We start from the raw sequence: 13,740 nt of genomic DNA, 5'->3' as shown, positions 1-13,740 counted from the left end.
CCCGTCATGACGGTGGCCGGTCCCTCCTCACGTACCGGTTCAGCGGGGGCTCCTCCGCCAGGACCGCTCCGATGGTGACCGAGAAGGTGGCCGCGGCGCAGACCACGATCAGCCAGGAGAGGAGGGTGAGGACCAGACCGAGGGAGCCGTACTCCGCGAGGCTGCGGTTGAGCGCGTTGGGGACGTAGAGGCGGGCCGTCAGGGCCAGGGCGGTGGTGGAAGCCGCGGTGAGGATCGCGCCGGGCAGCAGCGGCAGCCAGTCGACGCGGCCCGCCAGCAGCAGGCGCTGCGTCCACAGCCACACGCCCGTGCTCGCCAGGAACAGCAGCGGGACGCCCAGCCACAGGCCGACGCCGAAGCCGCTGCGGATGGGGCCCTGCAACAGGACGAACAGCACCAGTGCGAGGAGCCACACCACCCAGCGCCAGGCCGCGATCCGGGTGCTCGCCCTCGGCAACTGCCAGGCGCGTTCGCAGACGCGGGCCATGACCCGGCTGAAGCTGGTGGCGGAGACCAGCGCGACGAGCAGTCCGACGACACCGCCGGTCTCGCGGGCGGTCTCGTCTACGGAGCCGCCGAGGACCTGATCCAGTTCCAGTTCGGCCCGGCCGTTGAGCCCGAACATCGCGCGCAGCGACTCCCCGAGTTGCTCGCGGACGCCGGTCGGGGTGAAGGCGGCGACGGCGAACAGCAGCGGTACGGAGGCCAGGAACGCCTGGGCGGCGAGCCTGGTCCCCGCGTCCAGGAGGTTCGCGGACAGCAGCCGGTTGGTGACCTCGGTCAGGACGGGAAAGCGCTCCTCGGCACGGTCGCGCAGACGCTGGATCCGCACCGTCCACGTCATACCGCCTCCCACGGCCGCACCACTCGCCCCCAGTCAAGGCCGTCCGCCTCGGGGCGGCGAGCGGGGGTGGCCCGTCGGGGGCAGGGGGTGTTCTCGGGGGTGGGGCGTTGGGACGCTGGGGCGGGGTGTCGGGGCCGCTGGGGGTTCAGGTTCGCCTCAAGGTGTTGCGGTCAATCGGCCCTGGGCAAGGCCGTCCGCCTCGGGGCAGGGAGCGGGGGTGGTCCGACGGGGCAGGGGGTGTCCTCGGGTGGACTATCGAGGCCCCCGAGGGGCCGGCGGGATGGTGGTTCGGTTCGGCTCGGGGTGTTGTGGTCAGCCGCTCCCCGCGAGGCCCGCCCCCGGACGGCGGCCGGGTCGGCCAGATGGAGTCAGCGGGAGGCCTCGTCGGACGGGGCGCCGAGGCCCTGGGAGTCCGGGTGGGACGCCACCCGGTTCAGCAGGGGGTCGGGCAGGGCGGTCGCGGTCAGCCGTTCCAGTGCTGCCCGGCGCTCGTCGAGCGGCTGCGCCCGGTCCTCGGGTGCCTCGGCGCGCACCCGGTCGAGCAGGGCCCGCAGCCGCCGTACGACCTGCGGGTTGGCGCAGCCGTAGAGAAGGGTCTCGTCCAGGGCGAGGGAGACGAAGTCGGCCCACTGCGGTGCGGGGCAGCGGACACGGGGCCGGCCGGCCCGGTCGAGCAGCCAGGCGGGTCCCAGCGGGCGGCGGGCCAGCCGCAGCAGGCCCTCCTCGATCTGGTCCAGCGCCTGGACGGCCGTGGTCGGGTCGTTGACGGCCGGGGACAACGAGCGGATCGCGATGTCGGCGAGCAGGCGGAAGCCGTACCCCACGTCCTGTTCCACGGTACGGGTGGGGCCGTAGCGCACACAGGAGGCGGCCCGCCGGGCCAGGCGGGCGGGGACGGGACCACGGCCGTCGAGCCGTCCGACCACGACCCCGGATCCGACGAAGTCACCGACCGCCTGCCGCAGCTGGACCTGGACGTCATGGCGGGCCGCGAGCCGGGTCAGGCGCGGTTCGTCGACGGCGAAGACGACGGCCGGGGGCCCGTGATGGACGAGCGGGATGCCGCGGGGCTCCCCGGGACTCCCTGACGCCCCGAACACGGCGGAGTACGCCGAGCTGGGATCCCGGGCCGGTTCTGGACGCCACGTGGGCTCCGCCTCGGACGTCTCGGCGGAGTGCGTCGAGCCGGATTCCCCAGCGGCCTCGGGGTGCCTCTTGGGCTCCGGCCCGGTTACGTCTGCGGAGTGCGTCGAGCCGGATTCCCCAGCGGCCTCGGGGTGCCTCTTGGGCTCCGGCCCAGTTGCCCCCGTATCCCGAGCCAAGCGCGAGCCCCCAGCCCGCCCAGAGCCCCCAGCCCGCCCAGAGCCCCCCGCCTGCTCCGAACCCCCAGCCCCCTCCCACCTCCCTGCCCCCTCCCACCTCCCTGCCCCCTCCCACCTCCCTGCCCCCTCCACCGGAAACACCTCCTCGATAACCGTCCGCAGCCGCTCCCCCACCGCTCGGGCCAGGCCGCCCCCGGTGACGGCGTGGCGGAGTGAGGCGAGCAGGCGCAGGACCGTGACGGAGTCGATCAGGACGAGGCCGATCGCGAGCGTCACACTCACCCGGGGCACGCTGTCACCCCGGATCTGGCTCAGGGTCACCAGCGCGTACAGGGCCGTCCCGATCAGCAGACCGAACAGGACCAGGTACCGGCTGAAGTGCCCCAGCGCCGACACCAGCCGCGGCGACATGGCCTGCACGGTCTGCACGACGAGCGTGATGGCCGTGACCACGAACCCGGCGAGGGTGATCATCCCCCCGGCGATCGCGGCGAGCGTGGCCTGCGCCGTTGAGGCGTCGAAGCTCAGCCCGGCCTCGGGCAGATGCCGTTCCCACCGCGGCAACGCCCAGCCCAGCAGCGCCCCCGCGGCGACCAGCACGAGCGCGGCGCCGTTGCTGCGGGCGCGCCGGGCACGCTGACTGCCGCTGCCGCTGCCGCGGTGCGGCGGCCGGGCGCGTACGGGCTCTGTCGCCATTCACCGGTCCAGGTCCAGGGGAGAGAGGGACTTCGAGTGTCCGGCGGGGCACGGCCGGGGGCGAGTCGTCGTTCCCCTGTCCGGCCCACACCCGCTCGTGACGCCGCCGGGTCCGGGAGACGGTGGCACCAACCCCTCCGGTGAGGGAGTTCCACACGACGCTGCGAGGGAGTCCGACATGACCCGCTCCGACGGATCCAGGCCCGCCGAGCCGGGCATCGCCGCGGCCAACCGGGCGGTGCTCAGCCGGTTCCCCTTCGACGACGAGCAGGATCTGGCGGACGCGCGGCACGGGTTCATGGGCACGGCCCGGGACGGCGTCGTACGCGACACGGAAGGCCGTACCGTCTGGGACCTGGACGCCTACGGCTTCCTCGCCCAGGACTGCCCCGACACCGCCAACCCCAGCCTGTGGCGGCAGAGCAGGCTCTGCTCCGACCACGGCCTGTTCGAGGTGGTCGAAGGCATCTACCAGGTGCGCGGCTTCGACCTGTCGAACATGACCCTGGTCGAGGGCGAGCGGGGCGTCTTCGTCATCGACCCGCTGCTGTGCGCCGAGACCGCCGCCGCGGGGCTGGCCCTGTACCGGGCCCATCGCGGGGACCGGCCGGTGACGGGCGTGCTGTACACCCACAGCCACGCCGACCACTTCGGCGGCGTACGCGGTGTGGTGACGGATGACGTGCCGATCCTCGCCCCGCGGGGCTTCCTGGAGCACGCGGTCAGCGAGAACGTCTACGCCGGTACGGCCATGAGCCGCCGCGCCGCCTACATGTACGGCGCCGCCCTGCCGAAGGGCGAGCGCGGGCAGATCGGCACCGGCCTCGGACAGACCGTCTCCACCGGCACGGTCGGTCTGATCCCGCCGACCGTGGACATCACCGCCACCGGGCAGACCGAGACGGTCGACGGCGTCCGCATGGTCTTCCAGCTCACCCCCGGCACCGAGGCACCGGCCGAGCTGAACGTCCACTTCCCCGACCACGCGGCGCTGTGCATGGCCGAGAACGCCACCCACAATCTGCACAACCTGCTGACGCTCAGGGGCGCGCAGGTCCGCGACCCGAAGGAGTGGGCCCGCTACCTCACCGAGGCGATCGACCTGTTCGCCGGCTCCTCGGACGTCGCCTTCGCCTCCCACCACTGGCCGGTCTGGGGCCGCGAGCGCCTGATCGGGTTCCTGTCCGAACAGCGGGACCTGTACGCCTACCTCCACGACCAGACCCTGCGCATGCTCAACCAGGGCCTCACCGGCCCGGAGATCGCCGAGCTGATCGAGCTGCCCCCGGCCCTGGAGCGGGCCTGGCACACCCACGGCTACTACGGCTCCGTCAGCCACAACACCAAGGCCGTCTACCAGCGTTACCTCGGCTGGTTCGACGGCAACCCCGCCCACCTGTGGGAGCATCCGCCGGTCGAATCCGCCCAGCGGTACGTGGAGTTCATGGGCGGCGCCGACGAAGTCCTGCGCCGGGCCCGGGAGTCCTTCGCCGCCGGTGACTTCCGCTGGGTGGTCCAGGTCGTCAACCACGTCGTCTTCGCCGACCCCGGCCACACCGAGGCCCGCGCCCTCCAGGCCGACGCCCTCGAACAGCTCGGCTACGGCAGCGAGAACGGCACCTGGCGCAACTTCTTCCTCATGGGCGCCCTCGAACTGCGCCACGGCTCCGTCGGTACGCCTACGGCGACCAGTTCGCCCGACCTGCTCGCGGCGCTCACCCTGGACCAGCTCTTCGACGCCCTCGCCATCCGGGTCGACGGCCCGCGCGCCTGGGACGCGGACCTCACCGTGCGCTGGAACGTGACCGACGGCGAGCCCGTCACCCAGCGCCTGCGCAACGGCGTCCTCACCCACGTGACGGGCACCGGCCCGGCCGCGGCCGCCCCGCAGGTCGAGGTCACCCTCGGCGAGGCGGACCTGCGGGCCGTCCTGCTCGGCACGGTGCCGCCGGCGGACCTGGCGTCCCGGGACGGCATCACGGTCACCGGTGACGCGGGCGTACTGGCCGAACTGCTCGGCCATCTCGGGGAGCCGGACCCCGACTTCGCCGTCGTCACCCCCTAGCGGTGCTCTGCGGGGTTCAGTACCGCAGGGCCGTGCCGACCTCCGCCCGCACACTCCCGGAGAGCTTGTGGGTGCTGCGTGCCGTCGCGCTGCCGGAGGCGTTGGCGGCCACGTCGGAGAGGGTCACCACCACCATGTCGACCAGCTTGCCGTCCTGGGCGCGGAACTCGACCCGTACGGCGAAGGACTTGGGGTCGCCCGCCGTGTTCCGTGCCGTCACCTGGACCGTGGTGCGGCCGTCGCCGTCCGTGCCCGGCTTGCCCAGCGTCACCTGGTCCTTGGCCTCGACGCCCCCCTTGATGGACTCCATCGCCTGTCCGGCCTCCGCGGTGGCCGAGGCGACGGCGTCGGAACCCCGGGAGGCCAGGGAGGAGGCCGCGGAGGCCGCCCTGCTGGCGGCGCCCGAACCGACACCGTCGCCGCCGTCCGAGCAGCCGCCCACCCCGGCGGCACACACCGCCACCAGCACCGCACCTACCGCGGTCCGTCCGGCCCGTCCCACCTGTCCAACCATGACGTCTCCTGCCTGTCCGTGATCAGCCGTCACCCCAGTGAAGGGCCGCCGAACAGCCCCCGCATGCCCCGGCGACCGGGGGCGCCGGGGATTCACACCAACAGCCCCGCGGCGCGCTTCACCCGAACGGCCCGGCCCTCGTGGCCGGCTCCCGGCGCGGCGCGGAAGGTCGAGGCGTACGGCGCCGGCCGGACCGGGCCGCCGGACAGGCACCGGAAGGGGACACCATGCGGCGCTACCCGCCCATCGCCGACCACGGGATGATCGGCGACCTCCAGACCACCGCGCTCGTCTCCTCCGACGGCGTCGTGGACTGGTTCTGCGCCCCGCGCTTCGACTCGCCGAGCCTCTTCGCGGCCCTGCTCGACCACGACCGCGGCGGACACTTCGCGATCGCCGTGGAGGGCGCGGACGTGACCACGCGCCAGCTGTACCTGGCCGACACCGCCGTGCTCATCACCCGTTTCCTCACCCCCGACGGGGTCGGCGAAGTGGTCGACTTCATGCCCGTGGACCGCCCGGAGACGGCCACCGACCGCCACCGGCTGGTCAGGGTGATGCGGGTGACCCGGGGCCGGGTCCGCTTCTCGCTCACCTGCCGTCCCCGCTTCGACTACGCCCGCGCCGAGCACCGCCTCACCCTGCGCGAGGACACCGCCCACTTCTCCGCGCCCGGCACCGAGGCCTACCTCCAGACGGCGGGACCGGTGTCCCTGCAACCGGACGGGCGGGACGTGCGCGCCTTCGTGGACCTGGAGCCGGAACACGTGGCGGCGGCGGTCCTGACGGTGTGCGCGGCCGGTGGCGAGCCGCCCCCCTCGCCCACGGCGGACAGCGTCCGCGCCGAGTTCGAGGAGACGTACGCCTTCTGGCACCGCTGGATCCGCCGCAGCCGCTACCGGGGCCGCTGGCTGGAGACGGTCAACCGGTCCGCGATCACGCTGAAGCTGCTCACCTACGCCCCCACCGGCGCCCCCGTCGCCGCCGCGACCGCGGGCCTGCCCGAGCAGCTCGGCGGCGAACGCAACTGGGACTACCGCTACACCTGGGTCCGGGACGCCTCCCTCTCCCTGCACGCCCTGCTCGGCCTGGGCTTCACCGAGGAGGCGCACGCCTTCCGGCAGTGGCTCGGCGAGCGGCTGCGCGAGGGCCGCACGGTCACCGGGGAGCCGTTGCAGATCATGTACCGGGTCGACGGCGACCCCCGGCTCGCCGAGGAGACCCTCGGCCATCTGGAGGGCTACCGCGGCTCCGCCCCGGTCCGCATCGGCAACGGCGCCGCCGACCAGCTCCAGCTCGACATCTACGGCGAGGCGGTGTACGCCCTCACCCGTACCGAGGACCTCGCCCACCACATGGGGTACGACGGCTGGCTGGGCCTGTCCGGCGTGCTCGACTGGCTGGTGGAGAACTGGGACCGCCCCGACGAGGGCATCTGGGAGACCCGGGGCGGCCGGCAGGACTTCACCTACAGCCGGCTGATGTGCTGGTCCGCCTTCGACCGCGGCATCCGTGTCGCCCGCGAGCTGGCCCGCCCCGCCGACCTGGCCGGCTGGACCGCCGCCCGGGACGCCGTCTTCCGGCAGATCATGGACCGCGGCTGGAGCGAGCGGCGCAAGGCGTTCGTCCAGCACTACGGCAGCGACGTGCTCGACGCCTCACTGCTGCTGATGCCGTCCGTCGGCTTCATCACACCCCGCGACCCGCGCTGGCTGTCCACCCTGGACGCGATGGAGAGCGAGCTGGTCTCCGACAGCCTGGTCTACCGCTACGACCCGGCCGCCTCCCCCGACGGACTGCGCGGCAGCGAGGGCACCTTCTCGCTGTGCAGCTTCCTCTACGTCGACGCCCTCGCCCACTCCGGCCGCCTCGCCCAGGGCCGCTATGCCTTCGACAAGATGCTCACCTACGCCAACCACGTCGGCCTGTTCGCCGAGGAGATCGGCCCCACCGGCGAACAACTCGGCAACTTCCCCCAGGCCTTCACCCACCTGGCCCTGATCACAGCGGCCCTGTCCCTGGACGAACACCTGGACGACGCCCCCGAGAAACCCCGGCTCAGGACCGCCCAGAATTGACGATGTGTCACCGGATGCACACCTTCTGTAGCAGTCTTGCGTCATGACATACATCCCGGAAGACCTGAAATACACCTCGGAACACGAGTGGGTCCGCACCCTGAGTGCCAACAAGGTCCGCGTCGGCATCACCGAGCACGCGCAGAAGCAGCTCGGCGACATCGTCTTCGTGGAGTTCCCCGCCATCGACGGCCAGGTCGTCGCCGGCGAAGCGTTCGGCACCCTGGAGTCGGTCAAGGCCGTTTCCGAGGTCTACATGCCGGTGACCGGCGAGGTGACCGCCCGCAACGACCGTCTGGGCGAGGACCCAGAGCTGATCAACACGGATCCGTACGGCGACGGGTGGCTGATCGAGGTCACCTTGAGCACCCCGAGCACCGACGGCCTGATGACCGCCAAGGAGTACGGCGCCTACCTCACGGCCGAGGACTAGCCTCCCGCCGGCGGCCGCGATCACTCCAGGGAGCGCCCGCCAGCGCCTGTCACCACCGCCAGGAAGGGGCGAGCCGCATCAGGGCCACACAAGGCAGTACGGCTGATGCCCCGCCTCATGCAGGCGGTGGCTGAAGTCCTGCCACTCGTGCAGGAGTTGGTAGACGTTGAACGCGTCCCGCGGGCCCCCGCGGTCGGGGACCGTGGACCAGATGAAGGCCGCCGCGCCGACCGCTTCCTCGCCGATGCCGCGCAGGGGGTCGACGACCGTCATGGGGAGTTTCACCACGGCGTAGTCGGGATGCAGGACGACCAGCTCCAGCGGGGGGACCTTGTGCAGGGGGACGCCCTCGATGCCGGTGAGCACCATCGCGGCCATGGTCTCCGGCTTGATCTTGGTGAACATGCCGTTCATGCCCAGCTCGTCGCCGCCGAGTTCCTCCGGGCGCATCGAGATCGGGACGCGGGCCGCGGTCGCGCCGTCCGGCGCGCCGAAGTACTTGTACGTCACCCCCACCCGACCACCATTCCCGCTCGCCTCCCGGAGCCGGTCGACACGTCGGTCGATCCGCTCGGGGTCGGTCTGTCCGCCCTGTGCCTGCCGTGCGTCGGTGGTGTCCGCCGCCTCGCGCCGGTGCTTCCCCCGCCGGGCACGTCGAGGACCCAGGTCATCAGTCCCCTCGCCCAGTCCGCCACCGCGATGCATATCTCCACCCGACTGCTTTTCTGGGACGCGTGGCCCCCGCCGCGCAACCCGATCATCGTGTCAGTGACCTCCCCCACGGCCGCTCGCCGAAACGTGCGCGCTGAAACACCTGTCCGCAGGATCTTGTACCAGCCCCCAGTTTCGCAGATCGCCCGGGGGTAGGAGTCGGATGTCCGGTCGGAGGAGAGCGGGCCCACAGCCCCGGACGCCCGCTGGCCTACCCTGAGGAGGTCACTGGCAACCGGAGTCCGAGCAGTCGGAGAAGGTCGGAGAAGTCGCACGACATGAGCTCACTGCCCTATTCATACGATGCGCCTGAGTCGCAGGCTCTGTTCGACCGTGCGGCGGCCGTCACGCCCGGCGGCGTGAACTCCCCGGTGCGCGCCTTCCGCGCGGTGGGCGGAACACCCCGGTTCATGGTGTCCGGCACCGGTCCCTACCTCACCGACGCCGACGGACGCGAGTACGTCGACCTCGTCTGTTCCTGGGGGCCCATGATCCTCGGGCACTCGCACCCCGAAGTCATCGCCGCCGTGCAGGAGGCCGTCGCGCGCGGCACCTCCTTCGGTACGCCCGGTGAGGGCGAGGTCGCGCTCGCCGAGGAGATCGTCGACCGGGTCGGCCCGGTGGAGCAGGTGCGCCTCGTCTCCAGCGGCACCGAGGCCACCATGTCCGCGATCCGGCTCGCCCGCGGGTTCACCCGGCGCACCAAGGTGGTCAAGTTCGCCGGCTGCTACCACGGCCACGTCGACTCCCTCCTCGCCGCCGCCGGCTCCGGCGTCGCCACCTTCGCGCTGCCGGACACCCCGGGTGTCACGGGCGCCCAGGCCGGCGACACCATCGTGCTGCCGTACAACGACCTGGAGGCCGTGCAGGAGGCCTTCCACCGGCACCCGGGCGAGATCGCCTGCGTCATCACCGAGGCCTCGCCGGGCAACATGGGCGTCGTACCGCCGCTGCCCGGGTTCAACCAGGGGCTGAAGGACGCCTGCCAGGCCAATGGCGCCCTCTACATCTCCGACGAGGTCATGACCGGCTTCCGCACCAGCCGCGCCGGCTGGTTCGGCGTCGACGGTGTCGTCCCCGACCTGATGACCTTCGGCAAGGTCATGGGCGGCGGCTTCCCGGCTGCGGCCTTCGGCGGCCGGGCGGACGTCATGGCGCACCTCGCGCCCGCCGGGCCCGTCTACCAGGCCGGCACCCTCTCCGGGAACCCGGTCGCCACGGCCGCGGGGCTCGCCCAGCTCCGGCTCCTCGACGACGCCGCGTACGAGAAGGTCGACGCCGTGTCGGAGCAGATCCGGACCCTCGTCGGCGAGGCGCTCACCAAGGAAGGCGTCGCGCACCGGCTGCAGACCGCCTCCAACATGTTCTCGGTGTTCTTCACCGACCGGCCGGTGCGGAACTACGAGGACGCCAAGAAGCAGGAGTCCTTCCGCTTCACCGCCTTCTTCCACGCGCTGCTGGAGAACGGCGTCTATCTGCCGCCGTCCTCCTTCGAGTCCTGGTTCGTCTCCACGGCCCACGACGAGCGGGCCGTGCAGAAGATCGCCGACGCTCTTCCGGCGGCGGCCCGGGCGGCGGCGGAGGCGCGGGCATGAGCGGCTCCGACATCACCGTCGTCCATCTGATGCGGCACGGCGAGGTCGCCAACCCGGACGGCGTCCTCTACGGCCGGCTCCCCGGCTACCACCTCTCCGAGCTGGGCCGGCAGATGGCCGACCGGGTCGCCGAGCACCTCGCCGCCCGGGACATCACCCATGTCGGCTCCTCCCCGCTGGAGCGGGCCCAGCAGACCGCCACGCCGATCGCCAAGGCGCACGGCCTGGACCTCGCCACCGACGAGCGGCTCATCGAGGCCGACAACGTCTTCCAGGGCAAGACCTTCGGCGTCGGCGACGGCGCCCTGAAGCGGCCCGGGAACTGGAAGCACCTGGTCAACCCCTTCAAGCCGTCCTGGGGCGAGTCGTACTTCGACCAGGTCGTGCGGATGATGGGCGCCCTGGACACCGCCAAGGACCGGGCGCGCGGTCACGAGGCCGTGCTGGTCAGCCATCAGCTGCCGATCTGGATCGTGCGGTCCTACGTCGAGAAGCGCCGACTGTGGCACGACCCGCGCCGCCGCCAGTGCACGCTGGCGTCCCTGACGACGTTCACGTTCCAGGGCGACCGGATCGTCTCGGTCGGCTACAGCGAGCCGGCGATCGACCTGGTTCCGCCGCATCTGCGGGCCGGGGCACGGCCGGTCAAGGGCAAGAACAAGGCATTCGGGGCCTGAGGGGCCCTGAGCCCTCTCAGAGCCTTAGTGCCCATTCTTCGTATTTGTTGTGAAACACATGTGATCCGCCGGAACCTCCCCCTTCGTCACGTCCTCTGACTGGGTGACCAGCACAGAACGTGACGAACGGGGATGCCATGCGCACTCTCACCCGCAGGGGAGCACTCGGACTCGGCGTCGCCGGGGCCGCCGCGGTCGGACTCGGCGGGTGCGGGACCTCCACCCCGTCAGAGGAGCCGACCCCCTCCCGGGGTTCCGCGGATCACCGCCCGGCCGGTTCCGGGCCGAAACCGTCGGCCCGTCTCATCGGCGACGGCTCCACCGCGTACACCGGCAAGCAGCCGAAGCAGCCCGAGCGGCCGGTGCCGCTGGAACCGGGGCAGATCCCGCCCCAGTTCGTCGTCTTCTCCTGGGACGGCGCCGGTGAGGTCGGCAACGGCCTCTTCCCGCGCTTCCTCGACCTCGCCGCGGAGCACGGCGCCGGCATGACCTTCTTCCTGTCCGGGCTCTATCTCCTGCCCGAGTCCAAGAAGCGGCTCTACGATCCCCCGAACAACCCGCGCGGCGCCTCCGACATCGGCTACCTCACCGACGCGCACATCAAGGACACCCTGGAGAACGTCCGCCGCGCCTGGCTCGACGGACACGAGATCGGCACCCACTTCAACGGCCACTTCTGCGCCGGTTCCGGTTCGGTCGGCAACTGGACCCCGCGGCAGTGGCGCAGCGAGATCGACCAGGCGAAGTCCTTCGTGAAGGAGTGGCGAAGCCACAGCGGCTGGACCGACCTGCCCCCGCTGCCCTTCGACTACGACAAGGAACTCGTCGGCGGCCGCACGCCCTGTCTGCTCGGCCAGGACAACCTGCTGCCCGTCGCCCGCGACCTCGGCTGGCGCTACGACGCCTCCTCGCCCGGCGGCCGCCAGGTCTGGCCCACCAAGAAGCAGGGCATCTGGGACCTGCCGCTCCAGCAGATACCTTTCCCCGGCCGGAGCTTCGAGGTCCTGTCCATGGACTACAACATGCTCGCCAACCAGTCCGTGAACTCCACCAACGCCCCCGCCCACAACTACCCGGTCTGGCGCGAGCAGTCGGCCCAGGCGTACATATCGGGCTTCAAGCGGGCGTATGAGACAAATCGCGCACCCTTCTTCGTCGGCAACCACTTCGAGCAGTGGAACGGCGGCATCTACATGGACGCCGTCGAGGAGGCCCTGAAGCACATGGCGCGGGAGAAGGAGAAGGGCGGGGACGTGCGGCTCGTCTCCTTCCGGCAGTTCACGGACTGGCTGGACGTGCAGTCGCCGGAGGTCCTGGACAAGCTGCGCACACTGGACGTCGGCCAGGCGCCCGCGGAAGGGTGGAAGCGCTTCTGAAATGCGGGTTTTCACCTGCAAGGGGGGTGTGCAAGATCCCCGGAACGGACATGCGAAACTTTTCACATGAGTGCCGCCAGTCGCGCCCCCCTGACCCTCGCCGGTGCCGTCGCCGCCGCGTCGCTGCTGTCCGCGTGCACGTCCGGAGGCACCTCGGGCGGCGGCGGTGACACGAACTTCATCATGGGCAAGGACGGCATCTCCACCGTGGCGAAGGGCAAGCGCCACGCGGCCCCTGACCTGTCCGGGAAGACCCTCGACGACAAGCAGCTCGCGGTCTCGTCCTTCAAGGGCAAGGTCGTCGTCCTGAACGTGTGGGGCTCCTGGTGCGCCCCCTGCCGCGCCGAGGCCCCCAACTTCGAGAAGGTCCACAAGGACCTCAAGTCGCGGGGCGTGCAGTTCGTCGGCATCAATGTCGCCGACCCCCAGATCCGCAGCGCCCGCGCCTTCGAGGAGCAGTACGGCGTCAGCTACCCGAGCCTGTACGACCCGAGCAGCAAGCTGATGCTCCGCTTCGAGAAGGGCACCCTCAACCCGCAGGCGATCCCCTCCACGCTCGTCCTCGACCGGGACGGGAAGATCGCGGCCCGCTCGCTGGCCGCGCTCAGTGAGGAGAAACTCCGCAAGATGATCGACCCGGTCCTCGCGGAGAAGTGACGTGAGCGCGCTCACCACGCTCGCCGCGGAGGGCTACAACGGCACCGTGCTCAACGGCGCCCTGCTGGTCGCCCTGCCCATCGCGCTGCTCGGCGGACTCGTCTCCTTCTTCTCCCCGTGCGTACTGCCGCTGGTCCCCGGCTATCTGTCCTACGTCACCGGCATCAGCGGCACCGACCTGGCCGAGGCCCGGCGCGGCCGGATGGTCGCGGGCGCCTCCCTGTTCGTGGCGGGCTTCACCGCCGTGTTCGTCTCCGGCGGGGCCCTGTTCGGCTACTTCGGGGCGACGCTCCAGGAGCAGCAGGACGTCCTGTCCAAGGTGCTGGGCGGGCTCATGATCCTCATGGGCGTGTTCTTCATGGGCCTGATGCCCTGGATGACCCAGCGGGAGTTCCGCTTCCACCGCAGGCCGGTGGCCGGACTGGTCGGCGCCCCCCTGCTCGGCGCGCTGTTCGGCATCGGCTGGACGCCCTGCATCGGCCCGACCCTCGCCTCCGTGCTCGCCCTGTCGTCGCAGCAGTCGAGCGCGGGCCGCGGTGCCATACTGACCGTCGCCTACTGCCTGGGCCTCGGCGTGCCGTTCGTGCTCGCCGCGGTCGCCTTCCGCAAGGCGCTCGGTGCCTTCGGCTGGGTCAAGCGCCACTACGTCTGGGTGATGCGGATCGGCGGGGCGATGATGATCGTCACCGGTCTGCTGCTGCTGACCGGAGCCTGGGACAGCCTCGTACAGGACATGCAGTCCTGGTCCGCTGGATTCACCGTGGGGATCTGA

The 13,740-nt window shown here is 71.6% G+C and carries 12 protein-coding genes; 8 read left to right on the top strand and 4 right to left on the bottom strand.

Annotated features, from left to right (window positions below; translation table 11 throughout):
- Positions 1 to 4: 4 nt before the first annotated feature.
- Positions 5 to 844 (bottom strand): YhjD/YihY/BrkB family envelope integrity protein, encoded by an 840-nt coding sequence (locus tag ACFYW5_RS05415; protein ID WP_389415564.1) that lies wholly within the window; start codon positions 842 to 844, stop codon positions 5 to 7.
- 368 nt (positions 845 to 1,212) lie between these two features.
- On the bottom strand, positions 1,213 to 2,862 hold the full coding sequence (locus tag ACFYW5_RS05410; protein WP_389415563.1) for a DUF2254 family protein: 1,650 nt from the start codon (positions 2,860 to 2,862) through the stop codon (positions 1,213 to 1,215).
- A gap of 178 nt (positions 2,863 to 3,040) precedes the next feature.
- On the opposite strand from ACFYW5_RS05410, the gene ACFYW5_RS05405 reads away from it, so the two are divergent.
- Positions 3,041 to 4,927, top strand: a complete 1,887-nt coding sequence (locus ACFYW5_RS05405; RefSeq protein WP_389415562.1) for an alkyl/aryl-sulfatase — start codon at positions 3,041 to 3,043, stop codon at positions 4,925 to 4,927.
- Between the two features lie 16 nt (positions 4,928 to 4,943).
- Here ACFYW5_RS05405 and ACFYW5_RS05400 read toward each other — a convergent pair whose 3' ends face one another.
- A complete protein-coding gene (locus ACFYW5_RS05400) occupies positions 4,944 to 5,441 on the bottom strand; it encodes a hypothetical protein (protein WP_389415561.1) in 498 nt (165 codons plus the stop codon).
- A gap of 227 nt (positions 5,442 to 5,668) precedes the next feature.
- On the opposite strand from ACFYW5_RS05400, the gene ACFYW5_RS05395 reads away from it, so the two are divergent.
- Positions 5,669 to 7,519, top strand: coding sequence for a glycoside hydrolase family 15 protein (locus ACFYW5_RS05395; RefSeq protein WP_389415560.1), 1,851 nt, complete (start codon positions 5,669 to 5,671; stop codon positions 7,517 to 7,519).
- A gap of 43 nt (positions 7,520 to 7,562) precedes the next feature.
- Positions 7,563 to 7,952 (top strand): glycine cleavage system protein GcvH, encoded by a 390-nt coding sequence (gene gcvH / locus ACFYW5_RS05390; protein ID WP_389415559.1) that lies wholly within the window; start codon positions 7,563 to 7,565, stop codon positions 7,950 to 7,952.
- 78 nt (positions 7,953 to 8,030) lie between these two features.
- Here gcvH and ACFYW5_RS05385 read toward each other — a convergent pair whose 3' ends face one another.
- Positions 8,031 to 8,657: a hypothetical protein gene (locus tag ACFYW5_RS05385; RefSeq protein ID WP_389415558.1), complete on the bottom strand. Its 627-nt coding sequence runs from the start codon at positions 8,655 to 8,657 to the stop codon at positions 8,031 to 8,033.
- 284 nt (positions 8,658 to 8,941) lie between these two features.
- On the opposite strand from ACFYW5_RS05385, the gene hemL reads away from it, so the two are divergent.
- The 5 genes from hemL to ACFYW5_RS05360 all read left to right on the top strand — a co-directional run bounded on the left by hemL (position 8,942) and on the right by ACFYW5_RS05360 (position 13,740).
- On the top strand, positions 8,942 to 10,258 hold the full coding sequence (gene hemL / locus ACFYW5_RS05380) for a glutamate-1-semialdehyde 2,1-aminomutase (protein WP_389415557.1): 1,317 nt from the start codon (positions 8,942 to 8,944) through the stop codon (positions 10,256 to 10,258).
- The gene (locus ACFYW5_RS05375; RefSeq protein WP_389415556.1) at positions 10,255 to 10,935 is read left to right on the top strand and encodes a histidine phosphatase family protein; all 681 of its coding nucleotides are present in this window, start codon (positions 10,255 to 10,257) and stop codon (positions 10,933 to 10,935) included. Before hemL ends, ACFYW5_RS05375 begins: the two co-directional genes overlap by 4 nt.
- Positions 10,936 to 11,072: 137 nt before the next feature.
- A complete protein-coding gene (locus ACFYW5_RS05370; RefSeq protein WP_389415555.1) occupies positions 11,073 to 12,311 on the top strand; it encodes a hypothetical protein in 1,239 nt (412 codons plus the stop codon).
- Positions 12,312 to 12,377: 66 nt separating this feature from the next.
- Positions 12,378 to 12,968 carry a TlpA family protein disulfide reductase gene (locus ACFYW5_RS05365; protein ID WP_389415554.1) on the top strand — a complete coding sequence of 197 codons (591 nt, stop codon included), beginning with the start codon at positions 12,378 to 12,380 and terminating at the stop codon, positions 12,966 to 12,968.
- Between the two features lies 1 nt (position 12,969).
- Complete coding sequence (locus tag ACFYW5_RS05360) at positions 12,970 to 13,740, top strand: cytochrome c biogenesis CcdA family protein (protein WP_383311253.1); 771 nt, start codon at positions 12,970 to 12,972, stop codon at positions 13,738 to 13,740.

This window comes from Streptomyces sp. NPDC002779 (genome assembly GCF_042888685.1).
Classification (GTDB): Bacteria; Actinomycetota; Actinomycetes; order Streptomycetales; family Streptomycetaceae; genus Streptomyces.
The sequence above is the reverse complement of the archived record's forward strand: the minus strand, read 5'-3'. Positions and strand labels throughout refer to the sequence as shown.

Excerpts from the sequence above, each read along its gene's own strand:
- ACFYW5_RS05385 (WP_389415558.1), bottom strand. The coding sequence starts at position 8,657 with ATGCATCGCGGTGGCGGACTGGGCGAGGGGACTGATGACCTGGGTCCT.
- ACFYW5_RS05410 (WP_389415563.1), bottom strand. The coding sequence starts at position 2,862 with ATGGCGACAGAGCCCGTACGCGCCCGGCCGCCGCACCGCGGCAGCGGC.
- hemL (WP_389415557.1), top strand. The coding sequence starts at position 8,942 with ATGAGCTCACTGCCCTATTCATACGATGCGCCTGAGTCGCAGGCTCTG.
- ACFYW5_RS05405 (WP_389415562.1), top strand. The coding sequence starts at position 3,041 with ATGACCCGCTCCGACGGATCCAGGCCCGCCGAGCCGGGCATCGCCGCG.
- ACFYW5_RS05400 (WP_389415561.1), bottom strand. The coding sequence starts at position 5,441 with ATGGTTGGACAGGTGGGACGGGCCGGACGGACCGCGGTAGGTGCGGTG.
- ACFYW5_RS05370 (WP_389415555.1), top strand. The coding sequence starts at position 11,073 with ATGCGCACTCTCACCCGCAGGGGAGCACTCGGACTCGGCGTCGCCGGG.
- gcvH (WP_389415559.1), top strand. The coding sequence starts at position 7,563 with ATGACATACATCCCGGAAGACCTGAAATACACCTCGGAACACGAGTGG.
- ACFYW5_RS05375 (WP_389415556.1), top strand. The coding sequence starts at position 10,255 with ATGAGCGGCTCCGACATCACCGTCGTCCATCTGATGCGGCACGGCGAG.
- ACFYW5_RS05365 (WP_389415554.1), top strand. The coding sequence starts at position 12,378 with ATGAGTGCCGCCAGTCGCGCCCCCCTGACCCTCGCCGGTGCCGTCGCC.
- ACFYW5_RS05395 (WP_389415560.1), top strand. The coding sequence starts at position 5,669 with ATGCGGCGCTACCCGCCCATCGCCGACCACGGGATGATCGGCGACCTC.
- ACFYW5_RS05415 (WP_389415564.1), bottom strand. The coding sequence starts at position 844 with ATGACGTGGACGGTGCGGATCCAGCGTCTGCGCGACCGTGCCGAGGAG.